This is a genomic window from Bacillota bacterium, from assembly GCA_012842395.1.
Taxonomy (GTDB): Bacteria; Bacillota; SHA-98; order UBA4971; family UBA4971; genus UBA6256.
Map to the genome: position 1 here is coordinate 47,659 of DUSX01000035.1, position 25,039 is coordinate 72,697.

The following is a 25,039-nucleotide window of genomic DNA, read 5'->3' on the forward strand; positions in this document are numbered from 1 at the left end:
CGTAACCGCTCCTTCCGAACTCTTCCTTCACCTAATCAAAGAGGATCGACACCGAAAGCTCCTCGTAAATGCGGCGGATGGCCTCGGCCAACAGAGGCGCGACCGAGAGCACCTCCATCCGCTCCGGGCGTCTAGACGCGTCGATGGGTATCGTGTCCGTCACGATGGTCTTCTTGATACCGGACGCCGTCAAGATGTCTCGGGCCGGCCCCGACAGGAGCGCATGGGTGCAGGCCGCGTAAACCTCGCGCGCGCCCGCGTCGTAAAGGGCGTCAGCCGCCTGCACTATTGTACCGCCGGTGTCTATTATATCATCAATGAGGATGACAGTTCTCCCTTTTACATCACCGATGATGTTCATCACTTCGGACACGTTCGGCTCCGGCCGCCTCTTGTCGATGACCACGAGGTCTGCGCCAAGCTTCCCGGCCATCGCGCGCGCCCTCGCCACGCCTCCGATGTCCGGCGACGCGACCACGCAGTCGGCAAGCCCGGCCTCCTCGATGTAGTTGGCCAGGATCGGCATGGCGAGAAGGGGGTCCACGGGGATGTCGAAGAACCCTTGGACCTGGCCCGCGTGAAGATCCACCGTGAGCATCCTGTCGCACCCCGCCGTGACGAGCAGGTTCGCCACAAGCTTGGCGGTTATCGGGTCCCGGGCCTTCGTCTTCCTGTCCTGCCTTGCGTAACCGTAGTACGGTATCACGGCTGTGACCGTCTTGGCCGAAGCGCGACGCATGGCGTCGATGATTATAAGGAGCTCCATCAGGTTCTCGTTGACAGGTGGGCAGGTGGGCTGGACCACGAACACGTCCGTGCCTCTGACACTCTCCTCTATTGCCACCCTTATCTCGCCATCACGGAACCTGTCCACCTTCATGGCCGCAAGGCCTACCCCGAGGTGGGCTGCTATCGCCTCCGCCAGGGCGGGGTGAGCACGCCCCGTGAAGATCTTCATTTTCTTGTAGGACGGAAGCATCATGTGGATTCCGCCTAGCTCACTCATCGCGCAAACCTCCTGACTCCCCTCTGGATGTGTTCTTCCGCCGTTCGAGGCGCTTTTGTACCCAGCCCGGGATCTCTTTCTGCAGGCCGCGCGCGATGCCGAGCGCGCCTTCCGGGACATCCCTAGTAATCGTGGACCCCGCAGCGACGTACGCACCCCTCGCGATCTTGACAGGAGCCACGAGATTCGAGTTGCTGCCGATGAACACCCCGTCTTCGATTATCGTGGGATGCTTCTGCCAACCGTCGTAGTTACAAGTGATGGTGCCTGCGCCGATGTTCACCCCTTCACCGACGGTGGCATCCCCGAGGTACGTCTGATGAGGCACCTTGCTGCCTTTCCCTATGGTAGACTTCTTGATCTCCACGAATGTGCCGACCTTCGCCTTCTCTTGGAGCACGGTCCCGGGACGCATGTAGCTATATGGTCCCACCGTCGCGCCTGGCCCTATGACGGACTCCACGACCACCGCATTCGACACGGAGGCCCCGTCAGCCACCTGGGTGTCCACCATTCGCACGAACGGGCCGATGGTGCATCCCTCGCCAATGACCGTCTTCCCCTGAAGGAACGTGAACGGAAGGATCACGGTGTCGCGCCCGACCTTCACGTCGGCGTCTATGAACGTCGACTTCGGGTCCATCAGCGTTGCGCCTTCCAGCATGACGCGCTCGCGCACCCGGTCACGGAATATGCCCTCCGCCTCGGCGAGCTGCACCCGCGTGTTTATGCCGCGAGCGGAGAGGGGGTCGCGGGCCCTCACAACCTCCACACGGAGCCCTCTTGATATCATGATGCCTATCACGTCGGTGAGGTAGTACTCACGCTGCGCATTGTCCGGAGCCACGTGTCGGAGCGCGTCGAAGAGAGCCGGCGCCGAGAAGCAGTAGATGGAGCTGTTGACCTCGGTGATCGCCGCTTCGTCGGGCGACGCGTCCTTCTCCTCGACGATCCTCACTATCTCTCCCCGTGGCCCCCGCACGATCCGGCCGTACCCGGTGGGATCATCGAACACGGCGGAGAGCATGGTCGCGGCCGCCCCGCTCTCGTTATGCTTTCGCACGAGCGCAGCGAGGTCGTCGCCGCTGAGGAAAGCCGCATCACCCACAACCACGGCGACGGTGCCGTCATAGTCGCCGAGAGCGCTTCTTGCAGCCATGACCGCATGCCCGGTGCCGAGCTGTTCGGCCTGGAGGACGCACTCCCCCCGAGATCCAACAACTTGCTTTACCAGGTCAGCGCCATGGCCAACCACGACTATGATCCTCGCAGCTCCGGCGGCCTCCACCGCGTCGAGCACGTATAGCAGCATTGGGCGTCCGCATATCTCGTGCACTACCTTTGGAACCCGTGATTTCATCCGGGTTCCGAGGCCGGCGGCCAGCACGATCCCGACGAATCTCTCCATAATCACTCCCCCGAAGATGATTCGGCCCGGTACAGTCCCGGTACAGTCCGGAAACATATTCAACGCTAATACAAGGTTTCCTCCCGAGCGGGCACACAAAACACGGCGAGAGGAGTCGGCTTCCACCCCCCTCGCCTGCAAACAGCAACTCACGGAAGAAAGGAGCTAAGGATACCCGGTGCTCAGTCGTTGGCGCCGTACTGCCCGCACATCTCCTTGACCTTGGCCGCGACGATTACCCCGTTCTCCACTGTGAAAGTCAGGTCGTCAAAGGGCTGGAGCCCAAGACGCCTCCGCACCTCCTCCGGCAGGGCGATGGTGCCCCCCGGCAAGACGCTCGTGACCACCCGCAACCCATTCTCACTCAACTCCTGTCCCTCCTTCCCTGCCCACTCATGGCATGAGTTGCCATTCCCATTCTATAACAGTTCTGGGCGGAATTCAAGGATGGAATGTAGAAAGCCTCGAAGAACTTCGATTTAATGCCGAATACACACTGATAGCGCGGCTTTGCGCGCAGAAACGGCGCCCCGCGTGTTTCCTTGCGGTCACTCGCCGTGTTCACCAGACGGCGCGGCCTCTGCGCCGTCTGGGTCACTCCCTCGCGCTTCACTCGAAGAGATAGAGCCCGAGGGCGTCGTAAGTGTCTGGGGTCACCACCCCTGTCACGCGCAAGCCTCTCGACTGCTGGAACGCCTTCACTGCATTCGCGGTAGGCTCCTCGTACATTCCGTTTTCGGGCCCAGGATCGAACCCCAGCATCCGCAGGCGCCTCTGAGCCGCAAGCACGTCCGTCCCCCGCTCTCCAGGGCCGAGCTCACGCCGGGGGTTACGGAGGGGTCCGAACGGGTTTCCACATATCACGACGGGCGTGCCGATCTCCACCCAGTCGAAAATGAGTTCCACGTCGTGATTGAACATCCTGATGCACCCGCCGCTCACTGCGTCCCCGATGTACCACGGCTTGTTGGTTCCGTGGATGCCATACTTGCCCCAAGGCACGTCAAGGCCCATCCACCTCGTCCCGAACCCGCCGCTCCACGCGCCCTTCGACACAACCTTCCACTGCCCTTGCGGCGAAGGTGTCGACGGCTTGCCCACCGCGCAAGGAAACCGCTTGTAGGGTTTCCCGTCGGAGAGCACGGTGAGCGTCCGGTCCACAGTATCTATGACGATCTCCACGCGGCCTGGCGGAGGAGGGACGGGTGCCTGCGCCACCGGAGAGGCCACGGTCCTTCCGAGGGCAATCCAGGTCCGCGGGCCGAGGACTCCGTCCGGCTCAAGCCCCCTGCTCCTCTGAAATGCGGCCACGGCCGCGGCGGTCAGAGGCCCGTAAACCCCGTCAACAGGGCCCGGATCGAACCCGAAGCTCGCAAGGTATGTCTGGAGACCCGCGATGTCGGCACCCGAAGGGTACGGGCGCACGGGCCGGATGACCTCGTCCTGCTCGCACGAACACGAGTAGAAGGGGGTTTCCTCCGCCTGTCTCACCCGGTGTATGGCTTGCGCCTTTTCAGTGTCACGCTGCTCCTCTGCTGCGCCTTGCGTCTTGGGCATTTGAGACGCTCGCGACGCCAGCCCGGCTCCACCGGTGGGCTTCGCCACGAGATGGCCGAGCGTAAGCGCCACGGCAAGCGCCAGTGTCAACACAAGCCAATGGCGGTGCATGGATCGACCTTCCTCCGTCTACAGCCAGCCCCTAGCCCCTACCACGCCCAGGACGCCACCGACGCCCAGGACGGCCTTCGTCCCTCGCCAGCCGCTGAGCTGAGAATCGCACAAGTGTATTATGCCCCGTCCCGGCCCGAGCCCCGCAGCACTCGCCGTGCCGCGCCCCGCTCCCGGAATCCGGAGGTCACGCGAGCTGACGAAGCGTGTTGACGGAGTTTGAGCGGCCTGGGTATACTTGGGGTGGTCCTAGCGGTGCGCTTAACGCCCGCGCTCATGGGGCTGCGTGAGACCGCTGAGCTTCCCCAGTACGTGCCGGTCTGGCCGGGCACGGCGATGGTCTTGCGCGATTCAGCTGACCCGTGTTGCCGTAATAGGGTTAAGGGGGCGACTCTGATCCGTGGCGAGAGCTCACTTCGGCGACCAAGGCCGTAAGCCCCACGAGCGCGTGGTCAGCATGAGCATCGATGTGCCGGAGCACGTCGCTCTCGTGGTCCGGGAGCTGGAGGCAAGGGGCCATCGCGCGTACGTGGTGGGCGGAGCCGTGCGGGACTCCCTGCTTAATAGAGTACCGAAGGATTGGGACGTCTGCACCTCGGCCATCCCCGACGAGGTCGAGCGGATCTTCGGGGGAAGCGCGGTATCCACGGGCAAGCGGTACGGCACCATCACCGTCCTTGCGGATCGACATGAGGTCGAGGTGACCACGTTCCGCCGGGACGGCACGTACAGCGACGGGCGCAGGCCCGATGTGGTCGTGTTCTCGTCTGACCTCAGCGAAGATCTCGCCCGCCGGGATTTCACAGTTAACGCCATGGCTTACGACATCGGGCGAAGGGCCGTCATCGATTGCTACAACGGCCTCACCGACCTAGAGAGGCGTGTTATCCGCACCGTCGGGGACCCTCGTGCCCGCTTCCAGGAGGACGCTTTGAGGATGCTCCGGGCGATCCGACTCGGAGCGGAGCTCGGATTCGCCGTCGACCCTGAGGCCCTTAAGGCAATCGAGGACGGCCATGAGTCTATCACCAGGATCTCGTGGGAGAGGATTCGCGAGGAGCTCTCCGCGATGGTCGTCTCACCCGGCGCCGGAAACGCCCTGCGCATGACCGAGAGGACGCGCCTCCTGCGACACATCCTGCCCGAGCTGCAATCGTGCCTCGCCGTGCCGGCAGCAGGATGGGCCGGCTCGGGGCCTTGCGTCGAGAACGTGTTCGAGCACAGCCTCAAGGTGACCGACCTCATAGAGCCGGTCCTGCATCTCCGCCTCGCAGCTCTCCTTCACGACGTCGGAAAGCCCTCGACCATGGCGCGCGACCACAGCGGCGCTCTAAGGTTCTTCGGCCACGACAAGGTAGGCGCCTCTCTCGCGCGCCAGGCGCTCGAGAGACTCCGCTACCCGGGCGAGCTCGTTCGAAGAGTCGCGTTGCTCGTTGAGAAGCACATGTTCTCCTACGACCCGGCCACCAAAGACAAGGGCATCCGCCGCATTGTTGCGGCCCTCGGCATCGACACGATCCGGGACCTAGCCAAACTGCGTGAGGCCGACAGAGCCGCGTTCGGCGCAGGGCCGGGGCCCGGCGCCAACATGGCAGCGTTCCTCGCGAGGGTAAGGGAAGTGATGGCCAAGGGCCCGGCGCTTTCAGTGCGCGACCTCGCAGTGAACGGGCACGATGTCATGAGGGTGCTCGGCGTGCCTGAAGGCCCAGAAGTCGGTGAGGTCCTTGCGAAGCTTTTCGACGCCGTGCTGGACAACCCGGAACTCAATTCGCGCGACCACCTCTTGGGTTTTCTGCATGAAATGAAAACGCAGGGAATGAAAACGAAGGACGTGCCCAGGAAGGCCTTGCAACGCAGCGAGAGAGAGCCAGAGGGGAAGGAGCACCGGGGGAGTACATGACTTGGCTGGGGCGGGAGGATTCGAACCTCCGGATGCAGGATCCAAAGTCCCGTGCCTTACCGCTTGGCTACGCCCCAGCGCGAACCGGCAAAACCGCATATCGCTTGCGGTTCCCAGCATTACGAGTATAACAAACCGAGTAGGAGACGTCAAGACGAACGCGAAGTCTGGCCCCGGCCGCGGGGCGGACGTCATCCCGGGTTGGCGAGCCCCGGCGGATGCGCTTCTAGCTCGCCTCACCCTGGAGGCCAGTTTCGCTCTGGTACGCGGCCATGACGGCCCTGTTGATCTCGTCCCGCGCCTCCTTCGTTATTGGATGCGCGATATCCCTGTAACCGCTCGTGCCCACCTTGCGGCACGGCATCGATACGAAGAGGCCGCTGGGCCCCTCGACCACTTTGAGTTCCTTGACGACGAACGCGTTGTCGAAGGTTATGGACGCTATCGCCCGCGTCTTCCCATCGCTCTTCACCGGCTTGATTCTCACCTCTGTGATGTTCAATCCCGGTCACCGCCTTCCATAAGCAAGTACTCATAATGGGTTGCATGGGGTTATTCCACATTTTGGCATGAATTCCTGCTTATGCCATACGAGATCTCGTCTGATTTGGCGGCTGATCGGGTGCCCCCCGCTAGGCCCCCGGCGGGCGTTTCCCGGCGCGGCCCGCAGAGGCCAGTGGAGGCGAGCGCAGAAAGCCCTCAGGCCGGTGAGGTCACGAGCCTCCTGACAAGCTCCAGATCGCTGGGCTTGTCGACGTCCACAGCGATCTCCGGAAACTCCGAGATTATCGCAACGCCCTTGACGCCCGCGATTTCCTGGAGCCTCCTCTCAACGTCGTGAATGGAGAGCCGCTTCAGAATGAACTTGACGGTGCACCGGAGGCCGAGGAAGGCCGCCATCATCCAGGGCTTCTTTCGCGTGGCGACGGCCTGTTCCAGAAGCCTGCCGCACGCCTCAAGCCCAGAGGGCGAGGCGAGGATCACGTTCCCGCCGGTAAACGTCCCTTCCGCCACGGTGAGGTATGTGCGCTTCATCCCTGGGAACTTCGACTCGTTCGTCTCCTTGCTGAGAAGCGGATAATGGATCTCAGCGGGGTTCGCGTCGGCTTTCTCGAAGAAGTCCTCCAGGGCTTCCGCCGTCAGAAGGGGGAGATCCGCCGTAACGATCAGCACCTTATCCCGCGTCGCTAGAGCTCTGATGCCCGCGTTAAGGTTCTCGACAATGGAGCCGGCCCGCTCCACCAGAATGGCCTCCTCGGATGGTATGACTTCCTGGAGAGCCTGCTTCGGACCTACCACGACGACCCGACCGATCCTCGAACACCCTTTGACAGCGCGTAGCACATAATGTATCATCGGCCTTCCCGCTATGTCGATGAGCGCCTCGTAACGCGCGCTGTCACAGCTTGCAAGCTTTCCGTCGTTGTCCGCTCCCGCCAGGATCACCGCGTCTACCACGCACACCGTCTCCTTTCCAGGCCCCTCCATGGCCTCCCACAGTTTCACGCCCCCGCCCCCGCTAGCATCAGGAGGCGGGGCCTGTCGGAGGTCACCTGCACGCTACCGCGACGTTTGCGTTACTATCACAAAACCGCTGTGTACGCTGCCGCCGCTGCCCGCCGCTGCCCGCGGACGACCGGTCTCGCAGGACGAGCGCGGCCTATCACTCGCGGCCTATCACTACTCATTATAACGCTTCCATCGCCGCACCGGGACACGCTCGAGCCCGCTCGGAGCCGAACAGCACACGAACGTCGTGTCGTACGTTTCGCGGACCATTCGCCTCATCTGCCTCGCGCTTTTCTCGTCCTCGGCTATGCCGAACACCGCGGAGCCGGAGCCCGACATACCTACGCCCAGCGCCCCCGCGGCGAGCAACGCTTGCTTTACCTCTTCTATCTCGGGAACCATGCTCGTCGCGGCCCGTCCTAGGTCATTCGCGAGCCTAGCCGCGATGCGGCGCACGTCGCGAGCGGACACGGCCTCCAGCATTGCCGGGGTCGCGCGCCCGACGTTGCCGCCGCCGCCGGACGAGGCCTCCTCGCGGGCTTCCACCGCTTCGTCGGCAACAAGCTGGTCGTAAACTGCATAAGCCTCAGCCGTGCTTATCCTCCGGCCCGGCACGACCACGACGAACCAGACGCCCTCAAGGGCGGGAAGCCTCTCCACGAGCTCCCCCTTGCCCCTCACCACGCCCGTTCCCCCTGTGAGGCAAAACGGCACGTCCGCACCCACGGTCGCACCTATCCTGGCAAGCTCCGCCTCATCGAGGCCAAGCCCCCACAGCTCGTTAAGGCCGAGGAGCACAGCAGCGGCATCGGCGCTCCCGCCGCCGAGCCCAGCCCCCGTCGGGATCTTCTTTTTTATGTCCACCCATACTGCGGCCCCGACTCCTGCGAAGCGTGACAGCGCTAACGCGGCTTTGAAGGCAAGGTTCTCGTGGCCGAGGGGCACGAGAGGATCGTCGCAGGCGAGCGTAACTCCGAGCTCCCTGCCCCGCCCTGACACAGGACGCACGGGGGTAGACCCGAGAGCCACGCCGTCGTACAGGTCAATGGACTGCACCACCGACTCGAGCTCGTGGTACCCATCAGGTCGCCGGCCAACAATGTCGAGAGTGAGATTGAGCTTGGCCCGCGCAACGATGAGAAGCCTTTTGTCATCTGCTTTTGCCATTGCGTTCTAATAGATTATGCGAAACACAGCGAATTCCTGCTTCGCTTGGACTGGGCCTGCACCTCGCCCGACCTCGCTCTCGAAGCCTCGACGGCACGCCGAGGACGCCGCACGCACAGCTCACAAGCCCCGCAGGCCGCCCCCCGGCCGCGGGGCTGCTGTAAGGCAAGGCCCGAGCTGCAAGGCCCGAGCTCATCGCGCGAGCGAGTTGCCGCTTCGCCTACCTGCGCAGTCCGAAAAGCCCCCGGAAGAAGTCGCGAATGGCACGGACGATGACGGTAACTATGTTAGCCCTTGGCACGTCCTCCGTGGCCACAAGGTCGACCCTCGCGAGCTCGCGGCCGTCCAGGGACGCCACGACGGCGCCGAGCTTATCGCCCTTACGGATGGGGGCGCGCCGCTCGGCCGATTCGATGGTCGTTTCAACAAGGTCCTTTTTGCCCTTTTCCACGAAAGCCACGAAATCCGTGCTGGCCGCAGCTGGGACTTCCTCGCGCCGGCCGTTCGGCACGCGGATCTTTCCCACCACGTCGCCCTTTTTGGCCACGGCCACCCGGTCGAACTCGCGGAAACCGTAGTTCAAGAGCTTTATCGTGTCCTGGATGCGGTCCTCGTTGGTGGGCAGGCCCATGACGACCGAGATGAGCCTCACGCCGTCCTGCTTCGCCGTGCCGGCGAGGCAGTACCCGGCTTCGTCGGTCATGCCGGTCTTGAGGCCGTCCGCCCCGGGGTACCGGAGTATCAGCTCGTTGGTATTCCTCAGAAAGGATTCCTCCTGCCGCACCCGCGGGCCCGTGCGCGCCAGAGTATCGGTCCAGACGCTCGTCCATTCAAGCACCTTGGGGTGTTTCGTGACAAGCTCGCGGGACATGATCGCGATGTCCCTGGCCGTGCTGTAGTGGTTCGGGGCTGGGAGGCCGTCGGGGTTTTCGAAATGCGTGTTGTTCATTCCCAGCTCCTTTGCTTTCTCGTTCATCTGGTTCACGAAATCCGCGGCGCTTCCGGCGATGAATTCTGACACCGCGTAGGCGGCGTCGTTTGCGGACACAACGGCGATCGCTTTCATCATGTCACCCAGCTTCATCTGCTCGCCTTCTGCGAGCCAGATCTGGGAACCGCCGATCTGGCTGGCCTCGGTGCTGGTCGTGACCACATCATCCAGGCTCACTCTCTTCGAATCCACGGCCTCCATGGTGAGGAGCATCGTCATGACCTTCGTTATACTCGCGGGTGCCACACGAAGATCAGCTTCCTTCTCGTACAGCACCTGGCCCGTCTCAGCGCTGGTGAGCACCGCGGAGGGCGCCTTGAGCTCCGGAGGCGCTGCCGCTCCTGCCAAGACCGGCGCAAACGCCAGAGCGGCGGACGCCATGATGAGCGTCGCGGCAAGACCTGCGACGAAACGCCTTCGATGCCCTTCCGGCCGTGGATCTCTGGAAAACAACATCTCTCTAACCACCTCGCAAAGCATCCCTTCTGAACCCAATCTGCTCAAGCACACGCGAAACATCCGCCCGCACCCTGCGGAAAAGCGCAGGATTACAAATTCTCCACTTCGACCGGCCTTCCTCTCCCTTTCGATGCGGTTTGCCCTTCCATAATATACCCATTCTGGACGGATTGTACACCCCGGCAGGGACGCGCCCCGTTCTGCCGGGTCCGACCGGGCCCGGGGTGCCCCATACGGCCGCGTCAACAGCAGCATCGCCGCTACTCTGAGCGCCGGAGAGCGCTTGTCTGTGTATTCGGATGTTTCTTGGATTAGAGGAAACGTGTGGTCAATAGCGTATATTCATCACCAACAAAGTACAGAAGGAAGTGGGGGTGTGTCTGTGAACTATCCCAAAGCCGACCTTGGGAAACGCTTCGTAGCGGCCCTTGTCGACGGCGTCATTGCGGCGATCCTCGGTCTCGGCATCCCGATTCTCGGAGGGTTGCTTGGAGCCGCCTACACGCTTACAAAGGACGCTCTCATGTTCCAGTTGACGAAGGATCCGCAGTGGAAGAACAAGAGCGTGGGGAAGAAGATCCTTGGCCTTCAGGTGGTCAATCTGGGCGGCGGAGACATCGATATCGCAGCCTCAGCGAAACGCAACCTCACCCTCGCGGTAGGCTCGCTGTTGTCGGTGATACCACTCGTGAGACTTGTCGCGGCTCCGCTCATTGGCGGGGTCCTCGGGCTCATAGAGATCGTGCTGGTGCTGACCGACGCCGCGGGCCGGAGGCTCGGGGATAGGTGGGCGAACACTCAAGTCATCGCGGTGGAGGAGCCGCAGACTTCCGGCGGAGTCGGCAGCAAGGGCTGAGACGGGCTCGACCTCGAGAGCCGTCTTTGGGGCGCCCGGAGTCCGCCACCGTGTTCATTGAACGCGGTCATCAGGACTCACTCCTCACGTTTTCGGGGGCTCAGTTCCCGCGTTGTCGGACGCCCTGCCCGCCCGCCTTCTCGGCGGTCTAGGTATGGCGTCGGAGTTTTCGTCTCCTTTCTTCACGGCGCTAGGGTTGCCGGTGCTTGCACGACGGGGCGTGGAGAATTCGGCTGCCTTAAGCGCCGAATTCGAACGAGGCGCGCCGCAAGCGCGCCGTCCCCGGAGGGCAACACCGGCAACCCCGGGCAGGACCTCCCGCCGAAAGGTAGCGCGAGTTTTTGGCGACATACTTAGTTGGGCAAGGCGTCCGCGCGCGAACCACCGTGAGTCTCCGCAACTCGGAGAGCAGCCGTCAGAACACGTTCAGGTACTGCCCGATTTCCCACGGGTGTACCTGAGTCCGGTATATGTCCCACTCGATCTCCTTGGCCTCGATGAACCTGTTGGCTATGTGGGGTCCAAGGGTGTCCATGATGACCTCGTCCGCCTTGAGGCACTCGATCGCCTCCATGATGCTGCCGGGAAGGCTCTGGATGCCCATGGCCTCACGCTCCGCCTGGGACAGCCCGTACAGGTTGAGGTTCACGGGGTCGGGCGGAAGGGTCTTGTTCTTGATCCCGTCGAGGCCGGCCTTTAGGGTCACGGCAAGCGCCAGGTACGGGTTGCAGGACGGGTCGGGGCTCCGGAGCTCGATCCTCGTGTACTTCCCACGGGCGGCAGGGACTCGGATGAGCGGGCTTCGGTTCCTTTCGGACCACGCAATGTAAACCGGCGCCTCATAGCCCGGCACCAACCTTTTGTAGGAGTTGATGAGCGGGTTGGTGATGGCCGTGAAGCCTCTGGCGTGTTTCATCAGGCCGCCGATGTAATACAGCGCGATCTCCGAGAGGCCGTTCGGCGAATCAGGATCGTAGAACGCATTCTCTTCGCCCCTGAAGAGCGACTGGTGCGTGTGCATCCCAGACCCGTTTATGCCAAACACCGGCTTGGGCATGAATGTGGCGTGCAGATTGTGGGCGAGGGCGACCGTCCGCACCACAAAGCGGAACGTGGCCACGTTGTCCGCGGTGGTAAGGCCGTAAGTGTACTTGAAGTCGATCTCGTGCTGGCCGGGCGCCACCTCATGATGGGACGTCTCGATCTCAAATCCCATCTTCTGGAGGGTTACCACCATGTCCTGGCGCGCCCGCTCGCCACGGTCAAGGGGGGCGAGATCGAAATAGCTGGCCTGATCGTGAGTCTTGGTCGTCGGCGTTCCATTCTCGTCCCTCGTGAAGAGGAAAAACTCCGGCTCGGGACCGGCCACGAACGTGAACCCCATGCTCTCTGCCTCGGCCAACACTTTCTTCAGAGTATGCCTCGGGCACCCCTGGAACGGCGTCCCGTCAGGGTTATAGATGTCGCAGATGAGCCGTGCCGTCACGGCGTCCCCGCCATTCCACGGGAATATCGCGAATGTCGACGGGTCAGGGCGTAGATACATGTCGGATTCCTCTATCCGGACGAACCCCTCGATGGCCGATCCATCAAACATGATCTCGCCGTCCAATGCCCTTGCGAGCTGCTCAACGGGAATAGCGACGTTTTTAATGACGCCGAGGATGTCGGTGAACTGCAGATGCACGAACTTGACCTTGAGTTCCTCCGCCTTCTTAAGCACGTCTTCCTTCGTAAGACTCGGCATTCCTCTTCCTCCTCATTCCCCACGTTTAGGAGCGGGATTCCTCCGGGTATCGATCATCCTGAGAAGCTCGGGGCGATTGGCTAGAGGATAAACGGACCTGAGCGAGACAACCTCCCCGAAGCGCACCGCAGCATCGCTAGACTTGACGAGGTCATCGCGGCCAGTCGCTTGCGGGCCGCGCCTGGCGGCAAGCATCGCCCGCACTTCGTCGATCCGCCACCGCTGGGCCAGTAACCGCTTCACCTCCTTCAGAGCCTCCACGTCTGCCTCGGAATACAAGCGCTGGTTCCCCGGGGTCCGCGCCGGCACAACGAGACCGGTCTCGTCGTAGTACCGTATCTGACGGTCCGTGAGGCCCGTGAGACGCCGGACCGCTCCGATGGTGTACAGAGGCGCATCGCGTGGCACGTCCACCACTCCCACCGCCCCTTCTCAGTCGCCGTCCATGTAAGGTTTCCTGACATCACCCGTATTTGGGGTCATTCTACAACCCCACAGGGCAGTTGTCAAGTGCCGCGCTCGCGTCCGCCCGCCCTCACCCCAGAGGCCTCGACGCCCGCTCCAACTTCACACCAACCTCGCCCTCCCGTCCGCGAAGGCCGCCCTCGCCCCCCTCGCACCCCGTCTCTCGCCCGGGCAGCTCCTCGATGGCCTCCATATGTACGTGGTACGTGAGTGTGTGGGGGATCGGTCACTTGGTCTAACCTCACGAGCTTGGGCATATTCTGTGAAGGGTTTACCTATACTGGTAGCGGGAACCATGACAGGAGACGCCGACTGAGGAAGGAGGTGGCATCTTGACGCCTCTGCTCAAGCTGCGTGAAAAGGCGGGCATCAGCGCCAGGGAGCTTTCTCTGAGGACGGGGATACCTGTGGACACGATAATCAAGGCTGAGCTCGGCCTCATCAAGCTGCGCCCCCAGCAGCACAAGCGGATCGTGGCGGCCCTTCGGTAGCCCCCGCACATATCCCGCGCAGCCCGCAAGCCCGCAGCCCCCGACCGCTCGTTTGCGAGTGGTCGGCGCCGCCCTGGGCGCCGCCCTGACCGGGGCTGCCGGGGAAGGTTCAACAGAATCGCTGGGGTCATGACTGACCATGCTCAGGCCGGCGGGCCGAGGCTCACGAGAAAGAGCCCGCACACGATGAGCACCGCGCCCACCACCTGTGCCCACGTGGCAGTCTCGCGCAGGCACAACACCGCTATCACCAGCGTAAACAGAGGGGCGGCGGACATCACCAATGCGACCTGGGCCGCCCCTCCCCATTTCAAAGCCGCATAGTATGCCAGGTCGCCCACAAGCGTCGCCAGCACAGCCTCAGCCGCGATGAAAAGCGATGCCCTGCTCGATACTGTTTCGATCGTCCTTAGGCCGCCGCCCACCAGCAGCCAGCCTGCAACGATGCCCGACGCTATGAGCGTACGAAGACAAAGCCCGGCGACCGGATCAACTCTCGCCAGCCCGATCTTCCCGAAGATGGGCGCGATCCCCCAGCACAGAGCCCCGAATAACGCAACGAGAACCGTCCACATCGTGGTTTCGTCCCCCGTCAATCTCTTATTCGTAGCCCGCCCGGCATATACATCAACAGAGGTCCGGCGGGACCGGTGCCCCTGCGAACAGGACCAACCAGCGGAGCGAGGAGGAAGCCAGCCCGGCCCGCCGTGTGGGAGAGGGTGTGCCGCATGAGGTTCTACGTAGTCAGCCGTAGGCGCGTCCTGATCTGCTTTGCGGCTATACTGACCTGCGCTTCCGCGGCCGCGGCCGTGCTGGTCGAACCCGTGGCTGGGCCCCCCGTGGTGCTCGACAGGGAACTGGTAACGAGACTGAACATGATATTCTCGGACAGGGCCGAGTCCGTGATCCACGGCGACGCTGAGGCTCTCGCCACCCACTATGACCTCGAGTCCAGGTACGGCCGCTGGGCGCTCGACCGCGAGCAGCGGCGCATCAGGTACATCGACACGTGGAGCGCAGCACGCGGGGTGCGGTTCGTGGGCACAGCGGTGGAGCTCATAGTGGATTCCGCGGAAATCAAAAGTGACGTGGCATGGCTTCGTCTCAAGCAAAGCGCGGATTTCGCTTACGTCTATGACGCCGACCCAATGGCTCCACCCGACCACTTTGGGATCGGCACCCGGCACCTCGTCGAGCTCGTGCGGCGGGACGGCACGTGGCTCATAAGGCGTGATTGGTACACCGACCCGCTCGACGAGGACTCCGTCGTCGGGACAGTGAGACCCGCTCTGACCCCGCCCGGGGTCCCGCCTGCGGCGAGGATCCAAGGGAACGGGAACAGCGTCAATCCCCCCAGCACACTCGTGCCTGCCGGCACCAGCGCGTCTCCGGGCGAGCCAGGGAGCCCAAGCCCTTCACCAACGATCTGGTACAACAGAGACAAAGCCGTCGCCTACGCGGACGAATACTGCGGCTCGGCCTGGGGCTGCGGCAACAACCGCGAGTATAACCCCAAATACAAGGACTTCACAGGCCTGGGAGGAGACTGCACGAACTTCGTGTCGCAGGTGCTCGGGGATCCGGAAGCAGGGAACCTCCCCATGGACTGGACATGGCGCTACACGTTCAGGGGTTCGGGAGCGGGCGCAAGTCGCGCGTGGGCACAGGCTGAGGCGCTCGTCGCATACCTCATGAATAGCGGGCGGGCTCGGAGAATTGCCCGCGGCACATATCCCGACGTGGTGACACCCTCGGCGGAATTCCCGTACGGGGCGATCGGCGCCCTCCACCCAGGTGACGTGATAGCTTACGAGGAGCGTGGTCGCATCGAGCACCTGGCCGTTGTGACAGGGACGGACTCCCACGGCTACGTCGTGGTCAACTCCCATACCGCCGACCGGTACCACGTACCCTGGGACCTGGGCTGGGACCGCGGCACCGTGTTCTGGTTGCTGAAGATGTTCTGATGCTGAAGATGAAGATGTCCCGGTGAATACCTGATAGATAAAGGAAAGACTAGCGCATTCTCACATGGCGGTATCAGCAGGATACTAGGGGTCAAGCAAAGAATTCTCATATTTGAGAGCCGGGCATCTCCTCAAGAGGTCCTCCGGGCTCTTGTGCCATTTCCTCTCGCGGCGAGGAGGCTTCTCGTTGCAGTTGAAGTTACTGCACAAGGGCAAGTCGGAAAGGTTGGGAGGGCCGAGATCTCTGCGCCGTGCTACGCGAAAGGCCTTGCTTTTCGTGGCATTGTGGGTCCTCGGCGCGTCCGCGGCGACTTTCTTGTACCTCAGGTCCCCGAACGCTTCCACGGAAGAGGTGGCCCAGTACTCGACGCAAGTCGTGGCTCAGGCTGCGGAGTTCTTCCGCGCCGACCTCACACGCTACGAGGATATTTCGTTTCAGTTCGTCGCCAATCAAGACCTCAACAACCTCTTAATCGAATACGTGAACGCCAAAGACCCCTACGAGGTCGCCGAGCACAATCAGAGGTTCTCCAACTTCCTCGAAGGCCTCGCTTTCAGTGACAGGGCCCTTCAGGACGCTTTGTTCCTGGACGAGCACAACACCCATCGAAAGGCCCTCACGATGGGCGAATCGCTTTCAATCGAGTTCATCAGGTCTTTCCGGGCCTCCGAAGCGTACCAGGCCATCCTGAGGGCGGACGGCAAGGCGGTCTGGATCGGGTCCGTGCGCACAGGGAAGTCCGACCGCTATTACGTGATGATGGGAAGAAGGATCAAGACCCTCTTCACGGGAGAACCCCTCGGCGTGCTTGTGATGTTCATCAGAGAAGACTACTTGAGAGAGCTCCTGACCAAGTACCTCGATGAGAACTTCTACTTCTCCATCGGGACGGTAAAGAGCAGCCATGTGCTTTTGGCTGACCACCGCGGGACCGTCATCTCGGCGCCCGCCGCCGACAACATCGGCAAGGGAGTCGCGGAGGTGTTCGAGGACGGCCGACGACTGGCGCCGCAGCTCAAAAACGGGCGCGGCAGATTCATCGGGAAGATCGGAGACGCCGACGTCCTCATCATCTTCCAGTCGATTCCGGAAACTCAATGGACCTTGCTCGTGCCCGTTTCACCAAGGACGGGTCTCCATAGCGGCGTCCGGCCCCCTTTGACCGCGGATGCACTGGCATTCTTCGCGGCCCTCGCAGCCTTCGGCCTCACAAGCGCGGTCTTGTGGTCAATGTGGTGGCCCTGGCTGCGGCAGCGGTCGGGAGGGGCCATGCAGACACAGGTTGTAGGCGCCTCCGGGCTTGCGGGCCTCCCGACGCTTCGGTATGGGGGATTCGCTCCTGCGAGGGCGCAATCGACGGCGCAGCGCGCACGAGGAGGAAGCACGGGTCAGGGCTCGACCAGCCCGCAGTGGCTGGACGAATTGACTGCTCGCGAGAAACAGATCCTGGGCTTCTTGGCTCAAGGATATAGCAATAGAGAGATCGCGGAGCTCGTCCACATGGCGGAGCAAACCGTCAAGAATTACGTCAGCACCATCTATCTCAAGATGGGCGTTCACGACCGCGTTCAGGCCTCCCTGATGGCGGTAGAGGCCGGCCTTGGTCTGAAGGAATCAGACGATGACGACGCCGCGCGCGTCCGCACGAAGCCGTCGGGCTCGGATGAACATCACTGAACACTGAATGAACCCGCCACGGCGAGCCGCCGTTTCGCACCTCCTCGCTCCGTGCGGCCCTTCCAAGCGTTTGCGGCCCACCTGACCTGCCCCTCTCCTTCCGGTTCCCCCCAAAATGCACGGAATCCCGTTTTCACGCACGATAGCGGCGTGATCGCCATGGGGGATCCCGGAGAGACAACGAGGAGCCAAGCAGGAGCAGACCCCTGTGGGAGAGGACCCAAGTACTAAAGTACCATTTGAGGACGCCAGCCACAAGAAAGTACCATCGTACGCGGACACCGTCCGGGTTCGGATGTTACTCTATGAATGCGCGGAACCCTCCCGACCCACGTCATTAATCCCGGGAGCCCGTTTCCGCGCCCAGAGGGAGGTCGGTTTCGAAGACTTTGTACAATGTGAAAGGAGGGGATATCCGGCTGTTCTCGCACGGTAGTCGCTCAGTACGTCGCCTGTGCCAAAAGACCAGATATGACGCGACTCTGGTCACTCGGTCGCTGCCAGGGGATGTCGCAGGGATCGGCCCAGCCGCACATCATCGTACATGCGTGAGGGTCGGCGGTAACGAGTTGCTATCATGCACGGGAAGGGAGAATCGAGCCCATGAAGAGATTGTTGACTATTGTCATCGCCCTAACGCTCCTCGTCGGCACTATTACGTCGGCGAGCGCGGCTCCGAAGGAAAAGCTTCTCGTGTACACCTCAATGAAAGAGGTGCTGATCGGAGAGATCCGCGACGCATTTGTAAAGAAGCATCCTGAAGTCCAATTCGACTACTACTCGGCCGGCGCCGGCAAGCTGATGGCGAAGATAGCCGCCGAACGCCAGTCCGGCAAGCTCATGGTCGATGTCCTTTGGACCAGCGAGATCCCCGACTTCTATCAGCTGAAGAGCCAGGGCGCCCTGGAGAAGTACGTCTCCCCCGAGGCTGCGTCCATAATCAGCCCGGTCAAGGACCCGGACGGTTGCTTCACCCCCGCCCGTCTCGGCACGCTCGGCATCGCTTACAACACCAACAAGGTGAAAGTCGCGCCCAAGACCTGGCAGGATCTCCTGGGGCCGCAGTTCAAGGACGGCTTCGGGATCGCGAACCCGTCCCTTTCCGGCACAGCGATGGTGAGCGTCGCCATGCTCGTCGAGAACCTGGGGTGGGATTACATTAAGGGGCTCCGGGCGAACGGGGCGAAGATGGGTCAAGGATCCGGACAAGTCGTCGATGACGTGGCCATGGGCGACCTCAAGGCTTGCATAGCCGTGGACTATATCGCCATCAACAAGATCCAGGAAGGCGCGCCAATGGGCTTCGTGTACCCAGACAAGATCCTGGTGATCCCGAGCCCGGTGGCGATCTTCAAAGGCACGCCCAACCTCAGCGCCGCGAAGAAGTTCGTCGACTTCCTCCTCTCCAAGGAGGGGCAGGCGATCATCGCGGCCAGCTACACCCTGCCCATCCGCAAGGATGTCCCGGTCGTGCAGGGCGTCGGGTTGGTGTCTCCTGAAGAAGCCGTGAAGCGGGCGTTCCCGCTGGACTACCTGAAGATGATCGGCGAGAAGGAAAAGATCGCTGACCAGTTCACCGCCATTATGACGAAGTAGGCACATGCGCACACGCGCCCCGCGGCCCCAGGCCCAACGGTCCGTGGCCGGACGCCGGGCCGTCCGGGCTGCGGGGCGCTCGTCCTCTTTCACTGGAGGGCGTAAACCCTAAAGAGCGTCTAGGGGTGAGCAGATGGCTGAGGTGCGACTAGAGGGTATCTGCAAGCGTTACGGCCGGCATGAAGTGCTGAAAGATCTCAGCATCACGATCAAAGATCGGGAATGTTTCACCTTTCTCGGTCCTTCCGGCTGCGGCAAGACGGTGATTCTGCGACAGGTGGCGGGCTTTGAAAACCCCGACAAAGGTCAGATATTCATAGGCGACACTCTGGTGGCGAGCGGGGAAAGGAGAATCTCCCTTCCACCGGAGACGCGCAAGATCAGCGTGGTGTTCCAGGATTACGCCGTCTGGCCTCACAGGACCGTGTTTGAGAACGTAGCGTATCCCTTGCACATCCAGAGGGTGCCGAAGGGCGAGGTCGAAGAGAGGACGCGAGAAGCCATTTCGCAGGTAGGCCTCGCGGGGCTCGAGAAACGCATGCCCTACCAGCTTTCGGGCGGCCAACAGCAAAGGGTGGCCCTAGCCAGGGCGCTCGTATCGCGGCCACAGGTCATGTTGCTGGACGAGCCTTTAAACAACCTTGATGCGAACCTGCGCGAGGAGATGCGTTTCGAGATCAAGGAGCTCCAAAGGAAGTTTGGGGTCACCATTCTCTACGTGACTCACGATCAGGACACCGCCCTGGTCATCTCGGACCGCATCGCAATCCTGGACAAAAACGGAAAGATCCGGCAGGTAGGCAGCCCCAGGGAGGTATACGAGAACCCAGTGGACGCGTTCGTCTTCAAGTTCATGGGGGTCGCGAACTTGGTGCCGGTTCAAGTCCACAACGACGTCGCATACGTCCAGGGTACGGAAATGCAGGTGGGCCGGGCGATCCCTGCCCAGTTGAGGTCCGCCCCGCGCATCGTCATGGCCTTCCGTCCGATGGACGCGGAGCTATCACGGAGTCCGGACGGGTTGGAAGGAGTCGTAAAGCGCGTCACTTTCCTCGGCGCCACGCTGGATTACTTGATAACAGTAGGCCCGCACGAGGTCAGGGTGGAGCAGGATACTCATGAGGCCATCGCGAACGGGCTGGTTTTCTCCGAGGGAGAGACGTGTCACCTGCGGCTGTGCGACGTGAAATGGTTTGATGCGGATAGCTTAGCGGAAGAGGTGTCAGCATGAGCAATTCGCGGGATGTCTTTGTGCCAGGCTCTGCCGGAATACCACGTTTGGGCCGTCACAGAGCGTTCGGAGTGGCCGAGCTCCTTTTGGCCCTCTCGGTGCTCGTCCTCGTGATATTCGTGGCAGTGCCCGTGTTGCTGATCTTCTGGAACGCCTTTACGGTCAACGGCAGACTGAACGTGGCCGACATCGTCACGATCCTCCGCAGGCCTGATACCTACCAGGCGCTGCTGAACTCCTTGATAATTGCGGTGGGCGTCACCGTTTTCAGCACGATCTTGGGTGTTTTCTTCGCCTGGCTCATCGCCAGAACGGACCTACCCATGAAAGGCCTTATGAAGGTGGCCTTCACCGTCCCCTTCATGCTCCCCTCATTCATAGGGGCGCTTGCTTGGAAGGCCCTGCTCTCGCCCAGGGCCGGATATCTCAATGTCTTCCTGATGAATCTCTTCGGGACGGACAGGCCCTTCTTCGACATCTACGGGTTGGGCGGGATCATAGCCGTAGAAACGATGTACCTGTTCCCGTTCGTCTTCCTGCAGGTCGAGGGGGCGCTCGAACGCATGGACCCCACCCTTGAGGAGTCGGCCCGGATATCCGGAATAGACCTCCCGACGATCACGCGTCGGATCACCCTGCCCCTCATCACCCCAAGCGTCGTGGCAGGGGCGCTCCTGGTAGCCCTGTATTCTCTCGCCCACTTCGGCGTGCCGGCGATTCTGGGCATGGAACGCGGGATCTTCAACATCCCGACCCTGATCTACCAGAAGCTTTACGCGAGCGCGGGAAGCTTCGAAGCCATCCGAACGGGGACGGTGCTTTCAACTATCCTCGTCATCTCGGCAGCAACCATCCTCTACTTGCAGAACCTCGTCCTGAAGCGCGGCCGCTACCAGGTGATCGCGGGAAAGAGCGTGCGACCGACGGTCATGAAGCTTAGGGGCCTCAAAATGCCCCTGCTCATAATAAGCATCGTATACATCCTCATAACCGTCGTGATGCCGACTGTCACGGTTTTCCTGATAGGCGCTTTGAAAACTTACGGTCTGCCCCTTGCTCTCAAGAACATGACGCTCAAGAACTTCAAGTACATCCTCGGATGGAAGGCCACCAAGGACGCCATCAGAAACAGCGTGGTGCTCTCGCTCGGGGCAGCTTTCGTCACTATGCTGGCAGGAACGATGATCTCTTACGTCATAGTGAAAATGAAGGTCCGAGGGAAGTTCGTGCTGGAATTCCTCGGGGTGCTGCCCTTCTCGATCCCCGGCACCGTCGTCGCCCTTGGCGTGATCTTGATGTGGAGCGGCCGATTTGGAATAAACCTCTACAACACGCCCTGGATCATCTTCGTCGCGTACATAGCGCGCTACATGGCGTTTTCGATCAAGTCCAACTCGGCCGCGCTCGAGCAAGTGCACAACTCCCTTGAGGAAGCGGCCCGGGCGTGCGGCGCAACCCACTGGCAGTCTCTGAAGGATGTGGTGCTGCCTCTCATCAAACCGGGCATGATCTCGGCGTTCTTCCTCATCTTCCTGCCAGCCTTGAGAGAGCTGACGACGTCGGTCCTGCTGTACGGGCCCACGACGCGCACGATCGGCGTAGCCATCTACGCCCTGAACGAAGACGGCGAGACCGTGTACTCGGCGGCGCTGGCATCGATTGCTCTCGTGATCATCATCACGGGCGAGACGCTCATCAGGCGACTGCTCGGCACAAAGGAAAGGCTGGGGTAGACACATGGCGTATCTGCAGCTCACAAACGTCACTAAGCACTTCGGCGACGTAGTCGCGGTGGACAAACTCAACCTCGAGGTTGAGAAGGGCGAGTGTTTCTCGTTCCTCGGGCCGTCCGGCTGCGGCAAGACCACCACGCTGCGCATGATCGCCGGTTTTGAAGACCTCGATGAAGGAGAGATCCGGGTCCAGGACGAGGTGTTCTCCTCAAGCTACAGGAGGTATTACGTGCCCCCGGAAAAGCGAGATTTCGCCATGGTGTTCCAGGCGTTTGCCGTGTGGCCGCACCTGAACGTCTTCACCAACGTGGCGTTTCCTCTGCAGGTGAGGAGATTACCCAAAGCCGAGATCGCGGAGCGCACCCGGCGGGCTTTGCAGTACACCGGCCTTCTCAATCACGAGAGAAGTTACCCCGGCGAGCTCTCCGGAGGCCAGCAGCAGCGAATCGCCCTCGCGCGGGCCATAGCCCTCAACCCGAAGGTGATGCTGCTCGACGAGCCCCTGTCGAACCTGGACCCGAAGCTCAGGGAGGAGATGCGGTTCGAGATAAAAGACCTTCAAAAGAAGCTGGGGTTCACGATCATCTTCGTGACCCACGACCAGTCAGAGGCGATGGCGCTCTCGGACCGCATCATGGTGATGTCCCACGGGAAGGTTCAGCAGGTCGGCACGCCTCTGGAGGTATATACCAAGCCCGCGAACAAGTTTGTATTCGGGTTCATCGGGCTCTCCAACTTCATCCCGGCGGAGGTAATCGACGGCCAGGTGTACGTGGAGGGTAGCCGCGAGGCCGGCCCCATTTCCGACCGCATCCCGCCCGAAGTGAAAGACCGGCTGGTGACGGTGGCTTGCAGGCCGTCCGAGATCGATTTCGTCGAGGCCGGGGCCGGCGGCGTCAGGGGCGTGATAAGCAGGGCCTCATACCTCGGCAGCATCGTGGATTACAGAGTCAAAGTCGGAAAGGTAGAGATCCGCGTGCAGAAGCAACGGCGCTGCGCTGCCAGAGCGGAGGGCGAGGTCTGCAACCTTAGGTTCCACAGGCTACTGTGGTATGACAGGAACGAATGACCGTCAGGTAGAATAAGCCGAGGCCTGCCCCCAGCGCCCGCGGGGTGGTATGACAGGAACGAATGACCGTCGGGCGTCTGGCGCGGCGCAAATCCGTCGCCGCACGACAGGGCGTGACCTCCGGCTCGCCACCGCTAAGCGGGCCGGGGGTCGTCCTTCGGCGGACTCCTTGTTGCTGCAACTCTTCGGGCCCGTTTGCGCCCCTTTCCGCAACGAGTGACGCCTCCTACTCCTACAGGTGACCGACCCCAAAACCACAACGGAGCTTCGCGCATTCCGTGCTTTTCCCAAACGGTGGACCGCCGAACCGAACGCAGACCCGTTTTCCGGGTTCCAGTTTGGACATCTATGGATCCCCTCAGATCGCGCGTCGTGTAAACCTGCATCGCAAAAAGATCCCAAAGGGGCATCTGAAAGGGAGGAATCTGGTCTTCTGTGGCGAATCATCGTTTTGTGGTTTGTGCAACCGGTTGTATCAGAATCGAGCTCGTCCTGGGTCAATGCCGGGAAGGCAGCGAGATCTGGCGGATTCTGCGCCTGTGCAATCGGTTGCAAGCACCCGAGCCGCATCCTTGCGGGCCCCAGCGTCTCCCACAACCCCAGCTCCGAGGGAGAGCGGGCGCGGCGGCGGGCATCATGGGAACGACGTCCCGATTTCATGGGAAGGACATCCTGGTTCAGGGAGGTGACGCCAGGGAGGGCGCGTGTTCTCAGAACGGTCATAAGTCTCGGAGCCGGTGGTCGTCGCATTGCCATAACACCCGCGTCTCAACGAAGGAGGAGGGCGAGAGAGCGTGTTCAAGAGGATTGTGCTTGTGGCTTGCATGGTGTTCCTCGTGGCTACGTGTGGGGCTTTTGCCGCCGACACCAAGACTCTGACATGCATCGGCCCCTGGTCAGGGGCGGAGATGAAAGCGTTCCTGCCGGTTCTCCAGGCATTCGAGAAGGAAACGGGGATAAAGGTCGACTACCGCATTTACCGTAGCGAGGACCTGTCGGCGCAACTGCCAGCCCAGTTCTCAGCGAAGACTACCCCCGGTGATGTGATCTTCATGTGGGCATGGTTCATAGCCAAGCAGGGAGAGGCTGGCCACGCGTTGGACCTCACCGGCCTCATCAAGGACTCCGACTACCTGCCGGGTGCTCTGGATAGCCTCAAGGCGGGAGGCAAGCTCTACGGCATAGCGTACACTGGCAAGGTGAAACCCGGCTTCTGGTACCGCAAATCGTTCTTCCAAAAGCACGGCTTGACCCCGCCCACCACATGGGAGGAGTTTGTGGCGCTCCTCAATAAGATAGCAAAGATCCCTGGGGTCAAGGCGCCCATCGTGAGCGGCGATAGCGTTGGCTGGCCGCTCTCCGACGTGACCGAGCATTTCATCGCAACATTCGGCGGGCCGCAGCTGCATAAGGAGCTCACGGAGGGCAAGATCGCCTGGACCGATCCGGTCGTGAAAGGCATCTTCGAAGGAAGGATCGTGCCGCTCCTCAAGGCGAAGTACTTCAGCGAACCCATCGAGTGGACCCAGGCCGTCGAACTGTGGTGGCAGGGCGACTATGCGTTGTACTTCATGGGGAGCTGGATAACCAGCATGGTAAAGGACCCGAGCGACCTCGGCGTCTTCTCACTGCCCGGGGCGCGCGGCATAGTCTTCGGCCCGGACTACGCCTTCGTGCCCAAGTACACGAAGTACCCCGAGGAAGCGAAGAAACTCATCCGGTTCCTCGCCACTAAGGGGCAGGAGGTTCAGGTCGCCCAGGGTGGACACATCGCCACGTACGTCAAGGTACCTCTCGATGCGTACCCGCCTGTGGACAGGGGGGTGGCGGAGCTTCTCACCGGCCGCGTGGCGCTGGCCGACATGGACGACACCATCGGCGGGGAGTGGCAGGCCACATTCTGGGACCAGCTCAAGCTGTTGTGGGTAAGGCCGGAGAGGTATCTTGAAGTGCTCGACACTTTGGAGAAAAAAGCCCCGTGACACGGGCGCGCGTCCGACGAATCCTGCACCGGGGAGTTGGACGCGCGCCCGTGTCACGGGGCTTTTTTCTCCAAAGTGTCGAGCACTTCAAGATACCTCTCCGGCCTTACCCACAA

At 61.9% G+C, this 25,039-nt stretch carries 21 protein-coding genes and 1 tRNA gene; 10 read left to right on the top strand and 12 right to left on the bottom strand.

What is annotated here, in order from left to right:
• Positions 1-31: 31 nt before the first annotated feature.
• From GX515_12205 to GX515_12220, 4 genes are all read right to left on the bottom strand, one after another.
• On the bottom strand, positions 32-979 hold the full coding sequence (locus GX515_12205; protein HHY33758.1) for a ribose-phosphate pyrophosphokinase: 948 nt from the start codon (positions 977-979) through the stop codon (positions 32-34).
• A gap of 19 nt (positions 980-998) precedes the next feature.
• A complete protein-coding gene (glmU, locus tag GX515_12210) occupies positions 999-2,414 on the bottom strand; it encodes a bifunctional UDP-N-acetylglucosamine diphosphorylase/glucosamine-1-phosphate N-acetyltransferase GlmU (GenBank protein ID HHY33759.1) in 1,416 nt (471 codons plus the stop codon).
• A 182-nt stretch (positions 2,415-2,596) separates the two neighbouring features.
• Positions 2,597-2,782: an AbrB/MazE/SpoVT family DNA-binding domain-containing protein gene (locus GX515_12215; protein ID HHY33760.1), complete on the bottom strand. Its 186-nt coding sequence runs from the start codon at positions 2,780-2,782 to the stop codon at positions 2,597-2,599.
• A gap of 241 nt (positions 2,783-3,023) precedes the next feature.
• Positions 3,024-4,082 carry a L,D-transpeptidase family protein gene (locus GX515_12220; GenBank protein ID HHY33761.1) on the bottom strand — a complete coding sequence of 353 codons (1,059 nt, stop codon included), beginning with the start codon at positions 4,080-4,082 and terminating at the stop codon, positions 3,024-3,026.
• Positions 4,083-4,482: 400 nt separating this feature from the next.
• Here GX515_12220 and GX515_12225 point away from each other — a divergent pair, with 400 nt between their 5' ends.
• Positions 4,483-5,982 carry an HD domain-containing protein gene (locus tag GX515_12225; protein ID HHY33762.1) on the top strand — a complete coding sequence of 500 codons (1,500 nt, stop codon included), beginning with the start codon at positions 4,483-4,485 and terminating at the stop codon, positions 5,980-5,982.
• Between the two features lie 2 nt (positions 5,983-5,984).
• Here the strand turns inward: GX515_12225 and GX515_12230 are convergent.
• The 5 genes from GX515_12230 to GX515_12250 form a co-directional block, all read right to left on the bottom strand.
• Positions 5,985-6,059: transfer RNA gene (locus tag GX515_12230), tRNA-Gln, on the bottom strand.
• A gap of 149 nt (positions 6,060-6,208) precedes the next feature.
• Positions 6,209-6,484 (bottom strand): septation regulator SpoVG, encoded by a 276-nt coding sequence (spoVG, locus tag GX515_12235; GenBank protein ID HHY33763.1) that lies wholly within the window; start codon positions 6,482-6,484, stop codon positions 6,209-6,211.
• A 197-nt stretch (positions 6,485-6,681) separates the two neighbouring features.
• Entirely contained in the window at positions 6,682-7,488 is an 807-nt protein-coding gene (locus GX515_12240; protein HHY33764.1) for an NTP transferase domain-containing protein, read from the bottom strand.
• 174 nt (positions 7,489-7,662) lie between these two features.
• A complete protein-coding gene (gene ispE, locus GX515_12245) occupies positions 7,663-8,658 on the bottom strand; it encodes a 4-(cytidine 5'-diphospho)-2-C-methyl-D-erythritol kinase (protein HHY33765.1) in 996 nt (331 codons plus the stop codon).
• Positions 8,659-8,878: 220 nt separating this feature from the next.
• Entirely contained in the window at positions 8,879-10,105 is a 1,227-nt protein-coding gene (locus tag GX515_12250; protein HHY33766.1) for a D-alanyl-D-alanine carboxypeptidase, read from the bottom strand.
• Positions 10,106-10,490: 385 nt separating this feature from the next.
• Here GX515_12250 and GX515_12255 point away from each other — a divergent pair, with 385 nt between their 5' ends.
• A complete protein-coding gene (locus GX515_12255) occupies positions 10,491-10,964 on the top strand; it encodes an RDD family protein (GenBank protein ID HHY33767.1) in 474 nt (157 codons plus the stop codon).
• A 415-nt stretch (positions 10,965-11,379) separates the two neighbouring features.
• Here GX515_12255 and glnA read toward each other — a convergent pair whose 3' ends face one another.
• Together glnA and GX515_12265 are read right to left on the bottom strand one after the other, a co-directional pair.
• Positions 11,380-12,711 carry a type I glutamate--ammonia ligase gene (gene glnA / locus GX515_12260; protein HHY33768.1) on the bottom strand — a complete coding sequence of 444 codons (1,332 nt, stop codon included), beginning with the start codon at positions 12,709-12,711 and terminating at the stop codon, positions 11,380-11,382.
• Between the two features lie 12 nt (positions 12,712-12,723).
• Positions 12,724-13,128 (bottom strand): MerR family transcriptional regulator, encoded by a 405-nt coding sequence (locus GX515_12265; GenBank protein ID HHY33769.1) that lies wholly within the window; start codon positions 13,126-13,128, stop codon positions 12,724-12,726.
• Positions 13,129-13,508: 380 nt separating this feature from the next.
• On the opposite strand from GX515_12265, the gene GX515_12270 reads away from it, so the two are divergent.
• A complete protein-coding gene (locus tag GX515_12270) occupies positions 13,509-13,667 on the top strand; it encodes a helix-turn-helix transcriptional regulator (protein ID HHY33770.1) in 159 nt (52 codons plus the stop codon).
• Between the two features lie 143 nt (positions 13,668-13,810).
• Here the strand turns inward: GX515_12270 and GX515_12275 are convergent, their stop codons facing one another.
• Positions 13,811-14,242 carry an EamA family transporter gene (locus GX515_12275; protein HHY33771.1) on the bottom strand — a complete coding sequence of 144 codons (432 nt, stop codon included), beginning with the start codon at positions 14,240-14,242 and terminating at the stop codon, positions 13,811-13,813.
• Positions 14,243-14,395: 153 nt separating this feature from the next.
• Between GX515_12275 and GX515_12280 the strand changes: the two genes are divergently transcribed.
• The 7 genes from GX515_12280 to GX515_12310 all read left to right on the top strand — a co-directional run bounded on the left by GX515_12280 (position 14,396) and on the right by GX515_12310 (position 24,923).
• A complete protein-coding gene (locus GX515_12280; GenBank protein ID HHY33772.1) occupies positions 14,396-15,634 on the top strand; it encodes an amidase domain-containing protein in 1,239 nt (412 codons plus the stop codon).
• A 187-nt stretch (positions 15,635-15,821) separates the two neighbouring features.
• Complete coding sequence (locus GX515_12285; GenBank protein ID HHY33773.1) at positions 15,822-17,312, top strand: hypothetical protein; 1,491 nt, start codon at positions 15,822-15,824, stop codon at positions 17,310-17,312.
• A gap of 603 nt (positions 17,313-17,915) precedes the next feature.
• Positions 17,916-18,908, top strand: a complete 993-nt coding sequence (locus GX515_12290) for an ABC transporter substrate-binding protein (GenBank protein HHY33774.1) — start codon at positions 17,916-17,918, stop codon at positions 18,906-18,908.
• A 133-nt stretch (positions 18,909-19,041) separates the two neighbouring features.
• Positions 19,042-20,139, top strand: a complete 1,098-nt coding sequence (locus tag GX515_12295; protein HHY33775.1) for an ABC transporter ATP-binding protein — start codon at positions 19,042-19,044, stop codon at positions 20,137-20,139.
• Positions 20,136-21,872 carry an iron ABC transporter permease gene (locus GX515_12300; protein ID HHY33776.1) on the top strand — a complete coding sequence of 579 codons (1,737 nt, stop codon included), beginning with the start codon at positions 20,136-20,138 and terminating at the stop codon, positions 21,870-21,872. Before GX515_12295 ends, GX515_12300 begins: the two co-directional genes overlap by 4 nt.
• Positions 21,873-21,876: 4 nt before the next feature.
• Positions 21,877-22,941, top strand: coding sequence for an ABC transporter ATP-binding protein (locus tag GX515_12305; protein ID HHY33777.1), 1,065 nt, complete (start codon positions 21,877-21,879; stop codon positions 22,939-22,941).
• Positions 22,942-23,765: 824 nt separating this feature from the next.
• Complete coding sequence (locus GX515_12310) at positions 23,766-24,923, top strand: carbohydrate ABC transporter substrate-binding protein (protein HHY33778.1); 1,158 nt, start codon at positions 23,766-23,768, stop codon at positions 24,921-24,923.
• Positions 24,924-25,039 lie beyond the last annotated feature (116 nt).

What these genes read in the sequence shown, in the direction of transcription:
- glmU (HHY33759.1), bottom strand. Translation starts at nt 2,414, where the DNA reads ATGGAGAGATTCGTCGGGATCGTGCTGGCCGCCGGCCTCGGAACCCGG.
- GX515_12205 (HHY33758.1), bottom strand. Translation starts at nt 979, where the DNA reads ATGCTTCCGTCCTACAAGAAAATGAAGATCTTCACGGGGCGTGCTCAC.
- GX515_12290 (HHY33774.1), top strand. Translation starts at nt 17,916, where the DNA reads ATGAAGAGATTGTTGACTATTGTCATCGCCCTAACGCTCCTCGTCGGC.
- glnA (HHY33768.1), bottom strand. Translation starts at nt 12,711, where the DNA reads ATGCCGAGTCTTACGAAGGAAGACGTGCTTAAGAAGGCGGAGGAACTC.
- GX515_12220 (HHY33761.1), bottom strand. Translation starts at nt 4,082, where the DNA reads ATGCACCGCCATTGGCTTGTGTTGACACTGGCGCTTGCCGTGGCGCTT.
- GX515_12300 (HHY33776.1), top strand. Translation starts at nt 20,136, where the DNA reads ATGAGCAATTCGCGGGATGTCTTTGTGCCAGGCTCTGCCGGAATACCA.
- GX515_12275 (HHY33771.1), bottom strand. Translation starts at nt 14,242, where the DNA reads ATGTGGACGGTTCTCGTTGCGTTATTCGGGGCTCTGTGCTGGGGGATC.
- ispE (HHY33765.1), bottom strand. Translation starts at nt 8,658, where the DNA reads ATGGCAAAAGCAGATGACAAAAGGCTTCTCATCGTTGCGCGGGCCAAG.
- GX515_12280 (HHY33772.1), top strand. Translation starts at nt 14,396, where the DNA reads ATGAGGTTCTACGTAGTCAGCCGTAGGCGCGTCCTGATCTGCTTTGCG.
- GX515_12250 (HHY33766.1), bottom strand. Translation starts at nt 10,105, where the DNA reads ATGTTGTTTTCCAGAGATCCACGGCCGGAAGGGCATCGAAGGCGTTTC.
- GX515_12305 (HHY33777.1), top strand. Translation starts at nt 21,877, where the DNA reads ATGGCGTATCTGCAGCTCACAAACGTCACTAAGCACTTCGGCGACGTA.
- GX515_12310 (HHY33778.1), top strand. Translation starts at nt 23,766, where the DNA reads ATGGTGTTCCTCGTGGCTACGTGTGGGGCTTTTGCCGCCGACACCAAG.
- GX515_12295 (HHY33775.1), top strand. Translation starts at nt 19,042, where the DNA reads ATGGCTGAGGTGCGACTAGAGGGTATCTGCAAGCGTTACGGCCGGCAT.